The organism is Clostridium sp. MSJ-8, from assembly GCF_018918325.1.
Taxonomy (GTDB): domain Bacteria; phylum Bacillota; class Clostridia; order Clostridiales; family Clostridiaceae; genus Clostridium.
In genome coordinates, this window is the sequence record NZ_JAHLQH010000019.1 from 87,003 (window position 1) to 106,780 (window position 19,778).

The 19,778-nt window shown below is 31.3% G+C and carries 16 protein-coding genes; all 16 read left to right on the plus strand.

Annotation, left to right across the window (positions count from 1 at the left end):
- The first annotated feature begins 71 nt into the window (after window positions 1-71).
- The 16 genes from cdaA to ilvB all read left to right on the plus strand — a co-directional run bounded on the left by cdaA (window position 72) and on the right by ilvB (window position 19,445).
- Window positions 72-926 (plus strand): diadenylate cyclase CdaA, encoded by an 855-nt coding sequence (cdaA, locus tag KQI77_RS03865; RefSeq protein ID WP_216388555.1) that lies wholly within the window; start codon window positions 72-74, stop codon window positions 924-926.
- Window positions 899-2,116: a YbbR-like domain-containing protein gene (locus tag KQI77_RS03870; RefSeq protein ID WP_216388557.1), complete on the plus strand. Its 1,218-nt coding sequence runs from the start codon at window positions 899-901 to the stop codon at window positions 2,114-2,116. The genes cdaA and KQI77_RS03870 overlap by 28 nt, the downstream gene beginning before the upstream one ends.
- Before the next feature lie 19 nt (window positions 2,117-2,135).
- The gene (locus tag KQI77_RS03875; protein WP_216388560.1) at window positions 2,136-3,737 is read left to right on the plus strand and encodes an NAD(P)/FAD-dependent oxidoreductase; all 1,602 of its coding nucleotides are present in this window, start codon (window positions 2,136-2,138) and stop codon (window positions 3,735-3,737) included.
- Between the two features lie 144 nt (window positions 3,738-3,881).
- A complete protein-coding gene (gene ptb / locus KQI77_RS03880; RefSeq protein WP_216388566.1) occupies window positions 3,882-4,793 on the plus strand; it encodes a phosphate butyryltransferase in 912 nt (303 codons plus the stop codon).
- A 23-nt stretch (window positions 4,794-4,816) separates the two neighbouring features.
- Window positions 4,817-5,884 (plus strand): butyrate kinase, encoded by a 1,068-nt coding sequence (gene buk / locus KQI77_RS03885; RefSeq protein ID WP_216388572.1) that lies wholly within the window; start codon window positions 4,817-4,819, stop codon window positions 5,882-5,884.
- Window positions 5,885-6,162: 278 nt separating this feature from the next.
- Entirely contained in the window at window positions 6,163-6,933 is a 771-nt protein-coding gene (locus KQI77_RS03890) for an AIM24 family protein (RefSeq protein ID WP_216388574.1), read from the plus strand.
- A gap of 86 nt (window positions 6,934-7,019) precedes the next feature.
- The gene (locus KQI77_RS03895) at window positions 7,020-7,331 is read left to right on the plus strand and encodes a YerC/YecD family TrpR-related protein (protein WP_216388576.1); all 312 of its coding nucleotides are present in this window, start codon (window positions 7,020-7,022) and stop codon (window positions 7,329-7,331) included.
- 6 nt (window positions 7,332-7,337) lie between these two features.
- Entirely contained in the window at window positions 7,338-8,681 is a 1,344-nt protein-coding gene (gene glmM, locus KQI77_RS03900; protein WP_216388577.1) for a phosphoglucosamine mutase, read from the plus strand.
- Window positions 8,682-9,039: 358 nt separating this feature from the next.
- Window positions 9,040-9,876 carry a BglG family transcription antiterminator LicT gene (licT, locus tag KQI77_RS03905; protein ID WP_253289326.1) on the plus strand — a complete coding sequence of 279 codons (837 nt, stop codon included), beginning with the start codon at window positions 9,040-9,042 and terminating at the stop codon, window positions 9,874-9,876.
- Between the two features lie 193 nt (window positions 9,877-10,069).
- On the plus strand, window positions 10,070-12,187 hold the full coding sequence (locus KQI77_RS03910) for a PTS transporter subunit IIABC (RefSeq protein WP_216388579.1): 2,118 nt from the start codon (window positions 10,070-10,072) through the stop codon (window positions 12,185-12,187).
- Between the two features lie 481 nt (window positions 12,188-12,668).
- Entirely contained in the window at window positions 12,669-13,169 is a 501-nt protein-coding gene (gene ilvN, locus KQI77_RS03915) for an acetolactate synthase small subunit (protein WP_216388581.1), read from the plus strand.
- 60 nt (window positions 13,170-13,229) lie between these two features.
- The gene (gene leuC, locus KQI77_RS03920) at window positions 13,230-14,489 is read left to right on the plus strand and encodes a 3-isopropylmalate dehydratase large subunit (RefSeq protein WP_216388583.1); all 1,260 of its coding nucleotides are present in this window, start codon (window positions 13,230-13,232) and stop codon (window positions 14,487-14,489) included.
- Between the two features lie 14 nt (window positions 14,490-14,503).
- Window positions 14,504-14,989, plus strand: a complete 486-nt coding sequence (leuD, locus tag KQI77_RS03925; RefSeq protein ID WP_216388585.1) for a 3-isopropylmalate dehydratase small subunit — start codon at window positions 14,504-14,506, stop codon at window positions 14,987-14,989.
- 15 nt (window positions 14,990-15,004) lie between these two features.
- On the plus strand, window positions 15,005-16,087 hold the full coding sequence (leuB, locus tag KQI77_RS03930; RefSeq protein ID WP_216388587.1) for a 3-isopropylmalate dehydrogenase: 1,083 nt from the start codon (window positions 15,005-15,007) through the stop codon (window positions 16,085-16,087).
- A 6-nt stretch (window positions 16,088-16,093) separates the two neighbouring features.
- Window positions 16,094-17,752, plus strand: a complete 1,659-nt coding sequence (ilvD, locus tag KQI77_RS03935) for a dihydroxy-acid dehydratase (RefSeq protein WP_216388589.1) — start codon at window positions 16,094-16,096, stop codon at window positions 17,750-17,752.
- A 22-nt stretch (window positions 17,753-17,774) separates the two neighbouring features.
- Window positions 17,775-19,445 (plus strand): biosynthetic-type acetolactate synthase large subunit, encoded by a 1,671-nt coding sequence (gene ilvB, locus KQI77_RS03940; protein ID WP_216388591.1) that lies wholly within the window; start codon window positions 17,775-17,777, stop codon window positions 19,443-19,445.
- The last annotated feature ends 333 nt before the right edge of the window (window positions 19,446-19,778 follow it).

Below are 19,778 nucleotides of genomic sequence, written 5' to 3' on the forward strand. Positions count from 1 at the left end.
ATGATATTTATATTCTGATATAAGAAATTAGTGTATAATTTTAGTATGAAGATTTATAAGAGGTGGTTAAGGTGCAAGAGCTATACGAATTAATAATTAATGCAATAAAAAATATATCTGTATGGTCTGTAGTTGATATAGCCGTAGTATCTTGTATTTTTTATAAAATATATATATTAATGAAAGAAACTAGGGCAGAGCAATTGCTTAAGGGAGTTGCTTTAGTTATATTATGTATTCCAATAAGTTATATACTTAAGTTAGATATGCTTTATTTTATTTTAAGTAAGGCATTAACAATAGGAGTTTTATCTGTTATTATCATATTTCAACCAGAAGTGCGAAGAGCGTTGGAGCATTTGGGAAGAAGTGCATTTGATGAGAAACATTTATTAATAACAGATCAAGAAGATAGGGATAACATTATAAACGAAATAGTGAATGCTGTTGAGGCATTAGCTAGTACTAAAACTGGAGCTCTTATTGTTATAGAACAGAGTACAGGATTAGGAGATATGTTTAATTCAGGAACAATTATAGATGCTAGAGTTTCATCTGCATTATTAGAAAATATATTCGTTGTAAATACACCTTTGCATGATGGAGCTACTATTATACGTAAGGGCAAGATATATGCTTCAGGGTGTGTGTTACCTTTGACTAGTAATAATAGTATAAGTAAGAAATTAGGAACAAGACATAGAGCAGCACTAGGGTTATCAGAAGTATCAGATGCATTAGTTATAATTGTGTCAGAAGAAACTGGAGTTATATCTCTTGCAGTAAATGGGAAGCTTACTAGAAACTTCGATAAAGAAAAACTAAAAAATATAATTATAAAAATAATGGATAATAGAGAAGCTAAGAAAACAAAGACATTAGGAGAGAAGGTGAAGCTATGGATGAAAGAAAAGATAATAAAATAATACCTAAGATAGTATGTGTCGTTTTAGCATTTGCCTTGTGGCTATATGTAACTAATGTTGAAAATCCTACCAGAACTAGCACTATAAATAATGTATCAGTAACTGTAAGAAATAAAGATGTTTTAGCAGATTCTGATTTGGTTTTAAGTCCTAATCAAACTTTTACAGTGAATGTGAAAGTTGAGGGTCCAGCTAATGATGTTTATTCATTAGATAAGAATGATTTTGATATTGAAGTTGATCTTAAAAATTATGCTTTAAAAGAAGGAACTAATACAATTCCTGTTACAGTTGTAAGTTATCCAAGTAGTGTAAAGATAAAAAATAAGGACGTATTGTCTTTAAATGTTCAAATAGAAAAATTAGAAACTAGAGAATTTAATATTACTAATAAAGTAAACAATGTATATTCAAAGGGATATAGTTTAGCATATATGAAGGTTGTACCTTCATCAGTTAAAGTATCAGGGGCAGAGAGTTTGATAAAGCAAATAAGTGAAGTTGCAATAGAAGGTGATATAAAGGATGTATCTAGAAGTTATTCAAAAGACTTTGAGATAGTTGCTTATGACGAGCTAGGTAATAAAATAGAAGGATTAACTTTTAGTGATAATATTGCTACATTAAAGGTATCAGTTAACAAGTCAAAAGAAGTACACATAAAAACATCATATAGTAATGCTCTGCAAGACGGGATTACGTTAACTCAAGAGACGTTGTCTAAAAACTCAGTATGTATTCGTGGAAACGAAAACTTAATATCTAATATAGACTATGTAGAATTAGAACCTATAAATTTGGCTAATATAACTTCATCTCAAGACATATCTTGTAAGATAATTCTTCCAGAAGGTGTGACTTGTGAAGATGATAGTATAGTAGTGTCATTGAGTATTTCAGATAATAGAACTGTTACAAAAACATTTGATGGAGTAGAGATAAATTATACTGATAAAATATCAGAATTTGATTATGAAACTCCTAGTACAGGAGTAAGCATAACAGTATCTGGAAAGCAAGAAGATATAGATAGTATTACAGCATCAGATATAAAAGTTACAGCTTCATGTAGTGATTTACAATCAGTAGGAGATAATCAAAGTGTAACATGGAATGCAACTATAGATAAGTCTTCTGTATCAATAGTTAATAGTTCTGGGAAAGTAACCATAAATGTAAAAAATAAATAATTACCGAGGAAGGAATAGCATGGCAATAAGAATAAACAATATATCTACAAGCATTGATGAAGGATTAGAAGTAATAAAAGTAAAAGCATCTAAAAAATTAAAAATAAATCAAGATAAAATAAAAGATATTAAGATATTAAGAGAGAGTATAGATGCAAGGAGAAAGGACAATATAAGATTCAATTATACAGTAGAAATACATTGTAATGATGAAAAGAAAATAATATCTAAGATTAGAGATAAAGATGTTATATTGGAAAAAGAATCACAAGAAGGACCATTAAAACAAGGAGATAAGAAATTAGAACATAGACCTATAGTTATAGGGTTTGGTCCAGCAGGAATATATTCTGCATTAGTATTAGCACAAAATGGATATAGACCAATTGTATTTGAGCGTGGAGAAGATGTAGATACTAGAACAAAGACAGTAGAAGAATTTTGGAATGGCAATACATCTTTGAATTTAGAATCTAATGTACAGTTTGGAGAAGGAGGTGCTGGTGCATTTTCAGATGGTAAACTTACCACTAGAATAAAGGATACTAGAGGATCAAAGGTGTTAGAAGAATTGGTGAAGCATGGGGCGCCAGAAGAAATAATGTATGAGGGTAAACCGCATGTTGGTACAGATCTTCTAAAAGGTATAGTAAAAGGCATAAGAGAAGAAATTAAGAAATTAGGTGGAGAAGTTCATTTTAATTCCAAACTAACAAAGATAAAAATAAAAAATGGTAAAGTTAATAGTATTGTTGTAAATGATTCAGAGATACCATGTGAGGCGTTAGTACTTGCAATAGGACATAGTTCTAGAGATACATATGAAATGTTATATGAGCAAGGTATATTTATGGAACAGAAAGCATTTGCAATTGGTGTTAGAATAGAACATCCTCAAGAGCTTATAAATGTTAGTCAATATGGTAAATATGCACACCACCCTAGATTAAAGGCAGCAGATTATAGACTTACTCATCAGAGTCACAAGACAGGAAGAGGAGTATATTCATTCTGTATGTGTCCTGGAGGAGTAGTAGTAGCTGCTGCATCTGAAGAAGAAAGATTAGTTTCTAATGGTATGAGCTATCATGCAAGAGATTTAGATAATGCAAATTCTGCTTTGGTAGTAACTGTAGGACCTAAAGATTTTAATGGTGATAATCCGTTAAGTGGTATGGAATATCAGAGGCACTATGAAGGATTAGCATATAAATTAGGTGGAGAAAATTATCATGCACCTGTTCAATTATTGGGAGATTTTATGCAAGATAAAGTTTCTACTAAATTAGGTTCAGTAAATCCAACATATAGACCAGGATATGAGTTTAGAGATTTAAGAGAAACTCTTCCAAGTTATGTTGTGGATACACTGAAGGATGGTATAGTATCCTTTGATAGGAAAATAAAAGGTTATGGAATGGATGATGCTATACTTACAGGAATAGAAACAAGGACTTCTGCACCAGTTAGGATAGCTAGAAATGAAAAATTACAGAGTATTAGTGCGGAAGGATTATATCCAACTGGAGAAGGTGCAGGATTTGCAGGAGGAATAGTATCAGCAGCTGTAGATGGAATTAAGGTTGCAGAGAAGATAATAACTGAATATAGAAATATATAAATCTAAATATTCTGAAAATTTGCGTTTTCAGAATATTTTTTGTTACAATAAAAAGAGGTGTATTGGAATAATAAGATTACATTTGTTATTATTTTAACATTTATATATATTTGACAGTTACAATTTTAAAAGAGGTGTACTAATATGAGTAAAAGTTTTGAAGAATTATTATTAAAGGTAAAAGAGTGCAGAAGAAAGAAAGTTGCTGTAGCAGTAGCTCAAGATGAACCAGTATTAGAAGCTGTTAGAGAAGCAAAAGAAAGAGGAATAGCAGATGCTATATTAGTAGGGGATGAAGCTAAAATAAAAGAAGTAGCAGCTTCAATAGGAATGGATATAAGCAAGTATGAAATAGTAAATGAACCAGATGTTAAGAAAGCAGCATTAAAGGCTGTTGAGTTAGTTCATGATAGAAAAGCAGATATGTTAATGAAAGGATTAGTTGATACTGCTACTTTCTTAAGAAGTGTATTAAATAAAGAAGTAGGTTTAAGAACTGGAAAGGTTATGTCACACGTTGCAGTATTTAGTATAGATAAAATAGATAGATTACTATTCTTAACAGATGTTGCATTTAATACTTATCCAGAAGTAAAAGATAAAGTACAAATAATAAATAACGCAGCAACAGTTGCAAGAGCTTGTGGAATAGAATGTCCAAAGGTTGCTCCAGTGTGTGCTGTAGAAGTTGTAAATTTAAATATGCCAGCAACTATAGATGCTGCAATATTATCTAAGATGTCAGATAGAGGACAAATAAAAGGTTGCGTTGTAGATGGACCATTCTCATTAGATATAGCTATATCAGAAGAAGCAGCTATGCATAAAGGTATAAAGAATAGTGAAGTTGCAGGTAAAGCTGATATTATATTATTACCTAATATAGAAACAGGAAATGTAATGTACAAAACATTAACTAAAGCTGCACATACTCAAAATGGTTGTGTATTAGTTGGTACATCAGCACCAGTTATCTTAACTTCTAGAGCAGATAGCTTTGAAACAAAAGTAAATTCTTTAGCATTAGCAGCAGTTGTTGCAGAAGGCGTTAAATAATATAATTTTAGGGAGGAAATACAATGTCACATAAAGTATTAATTATCAATCCAGGTTCAACTTCAACAAAAATTGGAGTTTATGAAGATGAAAATGAATTATTTGAAGAAACACTAAGACATTCAACAGAAGAAATAGCTAAATATGCTACTATATATGAACAAAAAGATTTTAGAAAAGAAGTTATTCTTTCTGTATTAAAAGAAAAGAATTTTGATATGAAGTCATTATCTGCTGTAGTAGGTAGAGGTGGTATAGTAAAGCCAATGGTAAGTGGTACTTATTCAGTTTCAGATGAATTAATAGAAGACTTAAAGACAGCTAAATATGGGCAACATGCTTCTAATTTAGGTGGAATATTAGCAAGAGAAATAGGAGATAGCTTAGGTGTACCTTCATTTATAGTTGATCCAGTTGTAGTTGATGAGTTAACAGATGTTGCTAGAATATCAGGAGTACCTGAAATTCCAAGAAAGAGTATTTTCCATGCATTAAATCAAAAAGCTGTAGCTAAAAGATATGCAAAAGAAGTTGGAAAAGCATATGAAGATTTAAATCTTATAGTTGTTCATATGGGTGGTGGAGTATCAGTAGGAGCACACCAAGATGGAAAAGTTATAGATGTTAACAATGCATTAGATGGAGAAGGTGCATTCTCACCAGAAAGAGCTGGAGGAGTTCCTACTGGAGATTTAGTTAAATTATGCTTTAGCGGAAAATATACAGAAAAAGAAGTATATAGCAAATTAGTTGGTAATGGTGGATTAAATGCATATGCCAATACAAATGATATGAGAGATATCTTAAAGATGATGGAAGAAGGAGATAGTAAAGCTCAATTATTATTTGATGCATTTATATATCAAGTATGTAAAGATGTTGGAGCTATGTCTACTGTATTAAAAGGAAAAGTTGATAGAATAATATTAACAGGTGGTATAGCATATTCACCAGTAGTTGTAAAAGCTATTACAGAAAGAGTTTCTTGGATATCAGAAATGACAGTATATGGTGGAGAAGATGAATTATTAGCTTTAACTCAAGGTACATTAAGAGTTCTAAATGGAGAAGAAGAAGCTAAAGTATATTAATAATATTATAGTAAGAAGTAAGCAATAGTATTTGTATTTAAGCAAGTACTATTGCTTTTTTTACGTATAGGAAAATATAAAATTTTCTTGAGAGTCAGTACTGATTATTGCTGGCTTTCTGATATGTAAATTGATAAAAAAGAAAAAATAGTGCCATGATAGGTTAACCCAAAAAAGTTTTGGAATTTGTTATAATGGCTAAACAAAGTCCAATGTTATTAGATAGAGAAAAGAATGAAATGCTATGGTAAAATAATAATATAAAGGGAGTGAGAAATATGAGGACATCTATAAAATTTGAAAATAAATTGACTATGATATCTCAAATGGAAAATGATTCGACATTTCAGATATTAGAATACAATAAGTTAGGTGGAATTAATAACTTTGAAACAGCAATTGCAATAAATGCATTAAATAAAACTAATACAAAATTAAGACAACCTAGAATTATGTTAGATAATTCTAATATAATAATAGAACCTGGAGCAATAAGCTACATGAAAGGAGATATTAATAGGATATCATCAGGAAATAGAGCTATTAATATAGGGAAAAAAATATTAAATGGTAAATTTAAGCAACAGGATATAGAAGAAGAAAAACCTATATTAGGTGGATATGGCGAGATATTTTTAGAACCTTCTTTTAGTAATTATGTATTAGTAGAATTAGAAGATGAAGAAATAATAGTAAATGATAATATATTTTTAGCTTGTGAGGATAGTATAATTGTGAAGGATAGAGTAGAAGGAGGAGTCTGTGAAACTATTTTAACAGGTAGTGGTATTGTATTATTAGAATTATCTGTTCCTGAGGAAGAAATATTTAAGTGTAAGTTATATAATGATATACTTAAAACAGATGGCGAACTTGTTGTACTTAGAGGTGGTAAGGTTCATCATGAAGTAGAAGCATTGCCATCAGTAACAGGAAATGGACTTATAAATATATATTCAGGTATAGGGGATGTATGGATATTGCCTACAAAAAATATATATAAAGATATAAAAAGTTATGATGGAATAGAAGAATATTATGATGAATGATATGGTCACTTTAATGATATAGAGTTGTGAATTGATAAAGTTTTAGTTATAATGTTATTTATTAGAGATATAAGGAGTTGAAGAAAGTGGCTGGTAAAGATTCAAAGCTAAAAAGTGAAGAAATGGATTTGTTTTTTAGAGCAGTTTTAACATTACAGAGTATCGATGAATGCTATGATTTTTTTGAAGATGTAGCAACTATTAATGAAGTTAAATCATTAGCACAGAGAATGTATGTTGCAAAACTCCTTAATGAAAAGAGAACTTATTCAGAAATAGCTGATATAACAGGAGCTAGTACAGCGACAATAAGTAGAGTTAATAAATGCTTGAATTATGGTAGTGAAGGATATACTACTGTTTTAGATAGATTAAAGAATATTACAGAAACGAGGTAATTTTAAATGACTAGAATATTTGGAACAGATGGGGTTAGAGGAATTGCAAATACTGAATTAACAGCTGAATTGGCGTATAACTTAGGAAGAGCAGGGGCATATGTACTTACAGAAGGATCACATAAGCCTAAGATTTTAGTTGGAAAAGATACAAGAATATCAGGAGATATGCTAGAATCAGCATTAGTTGCTGGAATTTTATCTGTAGGTGCAGAAGCAATTGTTTTAGGTGTAATTCCAACTCCAGCAGTTGCACATCTTACTAGAAAGTATAATGCAGACGCAGGGGTAATGATATCAGCATCTCATAATCCTGTAGAGGATAATGGAATAAAGTTCTTTGATAATAAGGGGTATAAACTTCCAGATGCTCTAGAAGATGAAATACAAAGAATTATAGAAGAGGGATTTAAGGATGTTCCAACACCTATTGGAGTAGAAGTTGGTAGACGTAGTGAAAAGAAAGATGCAAGTGAAGAATATATAAGATTTGCAAAGAGTACTATAGTGGGAGATTTAAAAGGATTAAAGGTAGCCTTAGATTGTGCTAATGGAGCTTCATATAAGACATCAGTAGCTGCTTTTACAGAATTAGGAGCAGAAGTTCATGTTATTAATGATAAGCCAGATGGTACTAATATAAACAAAGATTGTGGTTCTACTCATATAGAAAAGTTAAAAGAATATGTTGTTTCGGAAGGCTGTGATGTAGGATTTGCATTTGATGGAGATGCAGATAGATGTTTAGCGGTTGATGAAAAAGGAAACAATATAAGTGGAGATTTTATATTGGTTTTATGTGCAAAACATCTAAAAGAAATTAATAAATTAAAAGATGATACTATGGTAGTTACTGTTATGAGTAACTTGGGATTAGATATAGCATGTAAAAAACTTGGAATAAAAACTTTGAAAACAAAAGTTGGAGATAGATATGTGCTTGAACAAATGGTTAAAGAAAAATATGCTTTAGGTGGAGAACAATCAGGACATATAATTTTCTTAGAACACAATACTACAGGTGATGGTTTGGTTACTGCTTTACAAGTTGCATCTATTCTAAAGCAAGAACAAAAGGCATTAAGTGAATTATGTTCTGTTATGAAAGAACTACCTCAAGTATTGGTAAATGCAAGAGTACCAAGCGATAAAAAGAATTTATATCTTGAGGATGAAGAGATAATAAATGAGATTAACAGAATAGAGGAACTTATGGATGGCAGAGGTAGAGTGCTTATTAGACCTTCTGGAACAGAACCCTTAATAAGAGTTATGTTAGAGGGAGAAGATCAAGAAGAAATAGATAAACTAGCTCATAGTTTAGTTGATCTTATTTTAAGTAAGTGCTAGAACAATAATTAAATTAAGAATATATATATATAAAATTAAGTTAGTTAAATGTTGTAAGCTCCGAAAGCTTACATGATACAACATTTTAAATGCTAACTTAATTTTTTTATCAATAAGCTATTTACAGAAAACAAGTTTATTGATAAAATTATTTAATGAAAAATTAATATAATTTTAAAAAACACGATAAAAATAAAAATATCTAACAGTAAACGTTGACAAAATAAGTCGCAAATGATAAAATTAAGTCAACAAGCGGATAATTATTTGATTGTAATTACTAACACATATAAGAACGTTTTTGTATATGCATATTAAGAGTATGCATATAGTTATTTTTTAGGAGTTGGTTGGTATAATGTATGAGATAAAAAAAGTTATAAACAATAACATTGTATCTTCCATAGATTCCAATGGCAACGAAGTTATTTTGCGTGGATTAGGGATAGGATTTCAGAAGAAAACTAAAGACCTAATAGAAGAAGATAAGATAGAGAAGATTTATGCTAATCTTAATAAGAATATGCTAGGTATGTTTCAATCTTTACTACAAGAAATTCCACCAGAATACGAAGAAGTATGTAGTGATATTATTGATAATATTAAGAATAAGCTTGATGTCAAGGTTAACGATAATATATATATTTCACTCATAAATCACATTAGTTTTGCCATTAAGAGAAAACATGAGAAACTTGAGTATAAGAATGCTCTTCTGTGGGAGATAAAGAAGTTTTATCCTAGAGAATATGAGTTAGGAGTTGAAGCTGTTAGTATTATAAAAGATAGACTTAATGAAGAGTTTTCTTTAGACGAAGCAGGTTTTATTGCACTTCATATAGTTAATGCAGAATTAGGTAGTAAGATTGATGATACAGTTACTATAACAGAAATTTTGCATAAGATATTGCAGATTGTGAAATACTATTATGGAATAGAATTTGATGAAGATAGCTTACATTATGAAAGGTTTATAACTCATCTGAAGTTCTTCTGTAATAGAGTTATGAGTGATGCAGAATATGTAGTAGATGATGCAGAGTTGAATCAAGTAATTAGAGATAAGTACAAGAAAGATTATAAATGTGCTGAGAAGATAAGACAATTCATTAAGACTGAATATAATAAGGACATTACAGAAGAAGAGATGACTTATTTAACAATACATTTTAAAAGAATATCACAAGGCAGATAATAATATTTGGATTGTGACTGGTAGTGCAGGCAAGACCAAGGTTAGTATTGATTTCATATGTTTAATGTGGGGCTATACTGATTTTGGTCTTTTTTATATTTAAAAATTGAAATTTTAACTTTATCAAGGAATATTCCTTGTGAGAGATTAGAATTCGATACTCAAAATAATAATAAAAAGGAGATGTAAAATCATGAAAGATAAGATTTTTAGCGTTTTACAACGTGTTGGAAGATCATTTATGTTACCAATAGCTATTCTTCCGGTAGCTGGGCTTCTTCTAGGATTAGGCCAATCATTAACTAATGCTGATTTCCTTAAAACTTATGGCTTAAATGGTGTAATGGGTGAAGGAACTGTACCATATGCTATATTTACAGTAATGGGTGATGCAGGTAATATAATTTTTGGAAACCTACCACTTATATTTGCAATAGGTGTTGCGATAGGTATGGCCAAGAAAGAAAAGCATGTTGCAGCATTATCATCAGTTATTGCTTTCTTAATAATGCATGCAACAATAGGATCATTAATAACTATTAATGGTGGAGCTGAAGCTATGCTTGCTAACTCAACTACTTCAGTTTTAGGTATAACATCACTTCAACTAGGAGTTTTTGGTGGTATTATTGTTGGATTAGGAGTTGCTGCTCTTCATAATAAATTCTATAAGATTGAATTGCCACAAGTAATTTCATTCTTTGGTGGAGAGAGATTTGTTCCTATAATTAGTGGAGTTGTTTACTTATTAGTTGGTATGTTACTATTCTTTATATGGCCACCAATTCAAAATGTTATCTATAAGGCTGGAGAGTTAATAATGCAGTCTGGATATGCAGGAACATGGTTATATGGATTTATCGAGAGATTATTGATACCTTTTGGATTACATCATGTATTCTATTTACCTATATGGCAAACAGCACTTGGTGGTACTGCTGTTATAGGAGGACAAATAATAGAAGGAGCTCAAAATATATTCTTTGCAGAACTTGCTCAAGGTGGTAGTGCACACTTTAGTGTAGCTGCAACTAGATTTATGTCAGGTAAGTTCCCATTAATGATATTTGGTTTACCTGGAGCTGCACTTGCAATGTATAAATGTGCAAAACCTAGCAAGAAGAAGGTAGTAGGAGGATTATTATTATCTGCTGCATTAACTTCTATGGTAACTGGTATTACAGAACCTCTAGAATTTACATTCTTATTTGTTGCACCATTATTATATGGAATTCATTGTGTATTTGCAGGTCTTGCATATATGTTAATGCACATATTAAATGTTGGAGTTGGTATGACTTTCTCTGGAGGACTTATTGACTTAACTTTATTTGGTATATTACAAGGAAATGCTAAAACAAGTTGGATTAACATTATATTTGTAGGAATTATATACTTTATAGTTTATTACTTCTTATTTACATTCCTTATCAAGAAACTTAACTTAAAGACTCCTGGTCGTGAAGAAGATGATGAAGAGACTAAGTTATATACAAGAGCAGATGTTAATGCTAAGAATGCATCTAATGAAGGTGGAGCATCTTCACATGACGAGTTATCAGCTATGATTACTAAGGGACTTGGTGGAAAAGCTAATATAAGTGATGTTGATTGTTGTGCAACAAGACTTAGAGTTACAGTATATGATTCTTCTAAGGTAGATAAGGGCATATTACAAGCAAGTGGAGCATCTGGAGTAATAGTAAAAGGTGAAGGTGTTCAAGTAATATATGGACCTAAGGTTACAGTTATAAAGGCGAACTTAGAAGAGTATTTAGCTAGTGAAGCAAGTAATCACGTAGAAGAAGTTGTTGTGGAAGCAAAACAAGAAGTTAAAGAAGAAGTTAAATCTACAAAAGAAGCTTCAATTATAGCTTCGCCAATGGATGGAGAAGTTGTATCATTATCTGAAGTAGGAGATGGTGTTTTCTCTGAAGAAATGTGTGGAAAAGGATTTGCTATAAAACCAGCAAATGGTAAAGTAGTATCTCCTGTAGATGGTACTGTTACATTAGTATTTGATACTAAGCATGCAATAGGATTCACAACAGAAGATGGATTAGAATTATTACTTCATATGGGTATAGATACTGTTAAGCTTGATGGAAAATGTTTTGATGTACATGTAAAACAAGGAGACACTGTTAAAAAAGGTGACTTATTAGCAGATGTTGATTTTGATGGAATAATAGAAGCAGGATATAAGAGCATTACACCAGTAGTTGTTACTAATACTGATGATTATTCAGAATTCAATAACTTAAAACAAGGCGAAGTAAAACAAGGAGATAATGTCTTAGAAGTAAGATAATTATTTGTTAAAGAGAGATTATAAAGTTCTATTTTAAAAACTATAAAAATAGAATTTATAGTCTCTTTTTATTCTTATTAAACTATAAAGCAAATTTGATAAATTATTGACAATGCGTAAAAAAAATAGTAAAATCATTACTAAAAGTAGAGAAAAACTAAATAGTACCTTAGATTTCAAAAAAATGCTAAGATGGAGACGTTATTTAACAAATGGGAATTATAGAGAGTCGGTTATTGGTGGAAGATTGACATTTCTAGTTATATAATTATCACTCCTGAGCAGAATCCAGAAAACTATTATTATTTATAGTAGTGAGTAAGCGATGTCCGGTGTGCATCCGTTATATGCAAGAGTTTGTTAGAACTTAGTGATATTCTATTTAGGCGGAGTGATATCTCTCACCATATATGATGTTTATCATAGGGTGAGATTTTTTTTCATAGTTAATAAATATATTTAATTGTTAGGGGTGGAATATATGGAACAAAAGCATGTTTTATCAGTTCTAGTTAAGAATTCATCAGGAGTACTTAGTAGAGTCGCTGGGTTATTTTCTAGAAGAGGATACAACATCGACAGTCTTACAGTAGGTAGAACAGAGGATCAAACTATTTCAAGAATGACTATTACATTAAAAGGTGATAATGATGTTTTAGAACAAGTAAAAAAACAACTAGATAAGCTTGAAGATGTAATAAAGGTAATAGATATTAAGCCAGACAAATCAATGGTTCGTGAATTAGTCCTTATTAAAGTAAAGGCTGATGCTGAAAAGAGATCAGCAATTAATGAGATAGTTAAGATATTTAGATGCAAGATTATAGACGTAAGTATTGATACATTAACTATAGAATTAACAGGTGATAACAACAAGATATCAGCTCTTATCAACCTTATGAAAGAGTACGGTATAAAGGAATTAGTTAGAACAGGGGTTACAGCGCTTGAAAGAGGCGATAAGACCATAAATGAATATTAAAAAAGCAAACAAGAGATATTAGGAAAAAAGAACTTATTTTTTTAGGGAGATGATTTAAACATGGGAATGACAATGACTCAAAAGATTCTAGCAGCACATGCAGGATTAGAAAGCGTTAAGGCAGGACAATTAATAGAAGCTAATCTAGATTTAGTTTTAGGTAATGATATTACTACACCGGTTGCAGTAAATGAATTTAAAAAATTTGGTATAGATAATGTGTTTAGCAAAAGCAAAATTGCTATAGTACCAGATCATTTTACTCCAAATAAAGATATAAAAGCAGCTGAACAAGTAAAATATATAAGAGAATTTGCTAAAAAACAAGAAATAGAAAATTTCTTTGAAGTTGGTGAAATGGGTATAGAACATTGTTTAGTACCAGAAAAGGGACTTGCAGTTGCAGGAGATGTAGTAATAGGTGCTGACTCACATACATGTACTTATGGAGCTTTAGGTGCATTCTCAACAGGAATAGGATCAACAGATATGGCAGCAGGTATGGCTACAGGACAATGTTGGTTTAAGGTTCCTTCAGCTATAAAATTTGTACTTACAGGAAAACCAGCAAAATGGGTAAGTGGTAAAGATGTAATTCTTCATATTATTGGAATGATAGGTGTTGATGGAGCATTATATAAGTCAATGGAATTTGTAGGAGATGGATTACAATACCTTTCAATGGATGATAGATTTACTATGGCTAATATGGCTATAGAAGCAGGTGGAAAGAATGGAATATTCCCAGTAGATGAGAAGACTGAAGAATATTTAAAAGAACATGCTCATAGAGAATGGAAGAAGTATGAAGCAGATGAAGATGCTGAATATGATCAAGTTATAGAGATAGATTTATCAACATTAAGACCAACAGTTTCATTCCCACATTTACCTGATAATACAAGAACTATAGATAATGTTGGAGATGTCAAGATAGATCAAGTAGTTATAGGCTCATGTACTAATGGTAGAATTTCAGACCTTAGAGTTGCAAGAGACATTTTAAAAGGTAAAAAGGTAAATAAAGAAATAAGATGTATAGTTATTCCAGGAACTCAAAAAGTATATCTTCAAGCACTAGAAGAAGGAATAATAAAAGATTTAATAGAAGCAGGTGCAGTAGTATCTACTCCAACATGTGGACCATGTTTAGGAGGTTATATGGGTATACTTGCTGCAGGAGAAAGATGTGTGTCAACTACTAACAGAAACTTTGTAGGAAGAATGGGACATGTTGATTCAGAAGTATACTTAGCTAGTCCAGCAGTAGCAGCAGCATCAGCAATAACTGGTAAGATAACTGATCCAGAATTAGTGTAGGAGGAATCATAGAGATGAAAGTAACAGGAAGAGTTTTTAAATATGGTGATAATGTAGATACAGATGTAATAATTCCAGCAAGATATTTAAATACATCAGATCACAAGGAATTAGCAGCACACTGTATGGAAGATATAGATAAGGATTTTGTTAAAAATGTAAAGAAAGGTGACTTTATAGTTGCTAATAAGAATTTTGGATGTGGTTCTTCAAGAGAACATGCACCTATAGCTATAAAGGCTTCAGGAGTAAGTTGTGTTATTGCATCAACATTTGCTAGAATATTCTATAGAAATGCAATTAATATAGGATTACCAATATTAGAATGTGATGAAGCTGTAAAGTCTATAAATGACGGAGATGAATTAGAAGTAGATTTTTCAACAGGAGTTATAAAGAACTTAACTAAGAATGAAAGCTATCAAGGGGAAGCGTTCCCAGAATTTATGCAAAAGATTATAGATAATGATGGTTTAATAGGATACATTAGAAATAAATAAATTGGGGGTAAAAAAATGAAATATAATATAGCAGTTATACCTGGAGATGGAATAGGTCCAGAAGTAGTAGATTCAACAGTAAAGGTACTTAATGCAGTAGGAGAAAAATTTGGACATAGATTTGATTATCACTATGTTCTTGCAGGTGGATGTGCAATAGATAAATTTGGAATACCACTTCCAGATGAAACATTAGAAGTATGTAAGAAGAGTGATGCAGTTCTATTAGGAGCTGTTGGTGGATATAAGTGGGATGTTCCAGGAGCTAAGGTAAGACCAGAACAAGCATTATTAGGTTTAAGAGCAGGATTAGGATTATATTGTAATTTAAGACCAGCAGTATTATATGCACCATTAAAGGAGGCTTCACCATTAAAGGATAGCATAATTGGGGATGGAATAGACATACAAGTAGTAAGAGAATTAACTGGTGGTATTTACTTCGGTGAAAGAGGACAATTTGAAGAAGAAGGAGTTAAGGCTGCTTACGATACAGAAAAGTATAATGAAAATGAAGTAAGAAGAATAGCTAAGATTGCTTTTGAAGCTGCAATGAAGAGAAATAAAAAGGTAACTTCAGTAGATAAAGCTAATGTACTTGAAAGTTCAAGATTATGGAGAAGAATAATAGAAGAAGTAGGTAAAGATTATCCTGAAGTAACTATAAATCATTTATATATAGATAATGCAACTATGCAATTAGTAAGAGATCCAAGACAATTCGATGTTATAGTTACATCAAATATGTTCGGAGATATATTATCAGACGAAGCTAGTATGATAACTGGTTCTATAGGAATGTTACCTTCAGCATCATTAGGAGAAGGAAACTTTGGTATGTATGAACCAATTCATGGTAGTGCTCCTGATATTGCAGGACAAGGAATAGCTAATCCATCAGCAACTATTCTTTCAGCAGCAATGATGTTAAGATATACATTTGGATTAGAAGACGAAGCAAAAGTTATAGAAAATGCAGTTATTTCAGTATTAGAAGATGGATATAGAACTGCAGATATAATGAGTGAAGGAATGAAGAAAATAGGTACTGATGAAATGACTAAATTAGTATTAAATAAGATTGAGAAGGAGATGTAATAAGACATGAGAAGTGACGTAGTAAAAAAAGGACCTGGATGCGCTCCACATAGATCATTATTTAAGGCAGCAGGACTTACAGATGAAGAATTAGAAAGACCATTAATTGGAGTAGTATCATCTCAAAATGATATTATTCCTGGACATATTAACTTAAATCAGGTAGCGGAAGCTGTAAAAAAAGGTGTAGAATTTGCAGGAGGAACTCCTTTGGTATTCCCAACAATTGGAGTTTGTGATGGTATTGCAATGGGACATGAAGGAATGAAATATTCGCTAGTAACAAGAGAGCTTATTGCAGATTCAATTGAATGTATGGTTAAGGCTCATGGTTTTGATGCTTTAGTATTAATTCCAAACTGCGATAAAATTGTTCCAGGAATGTTAATGGCCGCAATGAGATTAAATATTCCTGCTATAGTTGTTAGTGGAGGTCCAATGCTTCCAGGTAAATTTAATGGTACTGATGTATCATTAACTACAGTTTTTGAAGGAGTAGGAGCTCATCAAAATGGAACATTATCAGATGAAGGATTATTAGAATTAGAAAATAACGCATGTCCTACTTGTGGATCATGTTCAGGTATGTTTACAGCTAACTCAATGAACTGTTTAGCAGAAGCTATTGGAATGGCTCTACCAGGAAATGGAACAATACCAGCAGTATATTCTGAAAGAATAAGACTTGCAAAACATGCAGGTATGGCTATTATGGAATTATTAAAGAAAGATATAAAACCAAGAGATATAGTAACAGCTAAATCAATAGAAAATGCTTTAACTTGTGAAATGGCTTTAGGATGTTCTTCTAATACAGTACTTCATTTAACTGCTATTGCTCATGAAGCAAAAGTTCCATTAAACTTGGATATTATTAATGAAGTATCAGCAAGAGTACCTAACCTTTGCCACTTAGCACCAGCATCACAAACTCATATTATTGATTTATACTATGCAGGTGGTATTGGAGCAGTAATGAATGAGTTAAGTAAAAAAGATTTACTTCATTTAGATTGCATTACTGTTACAGGAAAAACTCAAGGTGAAAATATTAAAGGAAAACATGTTTTAAATTACGATATTGTAAGACCAATTGATAATCCATATAGCCAAACAGGTGGAATTGCTATATTAAGAGGTAACTTAGCACCAGATGGAGCTGTTGTTAAGAGATCAGCAGTAGCTCCAGAAATGTTAAAACACGAAGGACCTGCAAGGGTATTTGATTCTGAAGAAGAATCTATAAAAGCTATCTTAGGAAAAGAAATTAATCCTGGAGATGTAGTAGTAATAAGATATGAAGGACCAAAGGGTGGCCCAGGTATGAGAGAAATGTTATCACCTACATCAGCTATTGCAGGTATGGGACTTGATAAAGAAGTTGCATTAATAACAGATGGTAGATTTAGTGGAGCAACAAAGGGCGCTTCAATAGGACATGTTTCTCCAGAAGCAGCAGAAGGTGGTTTAATAGCTTTAGTTGAAGAAGGAGATACTATTTCTATAGATATTAATGCAGGTAAACTTGAATTAAAGGTTTCAGATGATGTTTTAGAAGAAAGAAGAAAGAATTTAAAGCCAGTTGAACCAAAAGTAACAGAAGGATATTTAGCTAGATATGCTAAATTAGTTACTTCAGCTAGTACTGGAGCAGTATTTAAATAAATTAAAGAGAGGGGGCAGCTAAATGTTATTAACTGGGGCAGAAATACTTATAAGATCATTAGTTGATCAAGGAGTGGATACTATATTTGGTTATCCAGGTGGAGCTGTATTAAACATATATGATGCATTATATAAACATAAGGATGAAATAAAACATGTTCTTACATGTCATGAGCAAAATGCAGCACATGCGGCTGATGGATATGCAAGAGTAACAGGAAAAGTTGGAGTATGTTTAGCTACATCTGGACCAGGAGCTACAAATCTTGTAACAGGTATTGCAACTGCTTATATGGATTCGGTACCAATGGTTGCTATAACAGGAAATGTAACTATTCCGCTATTAGGAAAAGATAGTTTTCAGGAAGTTGATATTACAGGAATAACAATGCCTATAACAAAACATAATTTTATAGTTAAGGATATTAATAAGTTACAAGAAGTAATTCAAAAGGCATTTTATATTGCACAAGAAGGTAGACCAGGTCCTGTATTAATAGATATACCTAAGGATATTACAGCAGCTAAAACTGAATATCATAAATGTGAACCTCTAGAAATAAATAGAGAAACTAAATTAGATCCTGATAATTTACAAGAGGTTATACAATTAATAAATGAATCAGAAAAACCTTTTATATATGCAGGTGGTGGAGTTAAGATATCTAAGGCTTGCAAGGAATTAAAAGAGTTTGCAGAAAAGATAGGTGCACCAGTGGCAACTACATTGATGGCTATGGATTCAGTAAGAAATGAGTATCCATTATATACTGGTATGATAGGTATGCATGGAACAAAAGCTTCTAACTTGGCTGCAACTAAGTGTGATTTATTAATAGCATTAGGTGCAAGATTCTCTGATAGAGTAATAAGTAATTCAGAGCATATACAAAATGCAAAGGTAATTCATATAGACATAGATCCAGCAGAGATAAATAAAAATGTAAAAGTTGATGCTTATCTTGTTGCTGATATAAAGAGTGCACTAAATGCTATAATTCCTAAAGTTAAGGAAAAACGTAATGAGGAATGGTTAGAAAAGATAAAGCAATTAAAAGAAGCAGGCAAGGTTACAAAAGATGATGGTGTATCATTAACACCTGAGTATTTATTCAAGAGATTGAATGAAGAAAATAAAGGAAACTTAATAATTTCTACAGAAGTAGGACAACATCAAATGTGGGCTGCACAATATTTTAACTTTACAGCATCTAGAACATTTGTAACTTCTGGAGGCCTTGGAACAATGGGATATGGTCTTGGAGCTGCAATAGGAGCACAAGTAGGAAGACCAGATTGTAAGGTTATTAATATAGCTGGTGATGGAAGCTTTGGAATGAATAATATGGAAATAGCAACAGCTGTTTCACAAAATATTCCGTTAGTCATGATTATTGTTAATAATGGTGTTTTAGGAATGGTAAGACAGTGGCAAGATTTATTCTATGAGGGAAGATATTCAGAAACTACTCTTAATAGACAAACAGATTTTGTTAAGTTAGCAGAAGCTCATGGTGCAAAAGCATTTAGAGCTACTACTAGAGATGAATTTAATGAAGCATTAAAAGTTGCATTAGAGAGTAAGACACCAGTTCTTATAGACTATATAATAGATTGTGATAAAAAGGTATTCCCAATGGTTGCACCAGGAGCACCTATTAATCAAATTATGACAGAAGAAGATTTTGAATAAACTATACAATAATTAATATCAATATTATATGTTTTCATAAATAGCATAATTTCATTAAGTATTTCTAAATATAAAAAAATTAAGTTAGCTAAATGTTGTAAACTCACTAAAGTTCAAACAGTACAACATTTTAAATGCTAACTTAATTTTTTATAATAAGAAATCCTAAAATTCATTATGAAAATTTATTCAAAGCAATAATATTAATACTAATTGAGGATATTTCATAATAGAAATATCCCAATCTGTGGATAACTTTTTAAATTTTTTCTAAAAAAGCCGATAGCAAAGCTAGGTAACTGAAATTACCTTTTTTTGATATTTATTTTTATG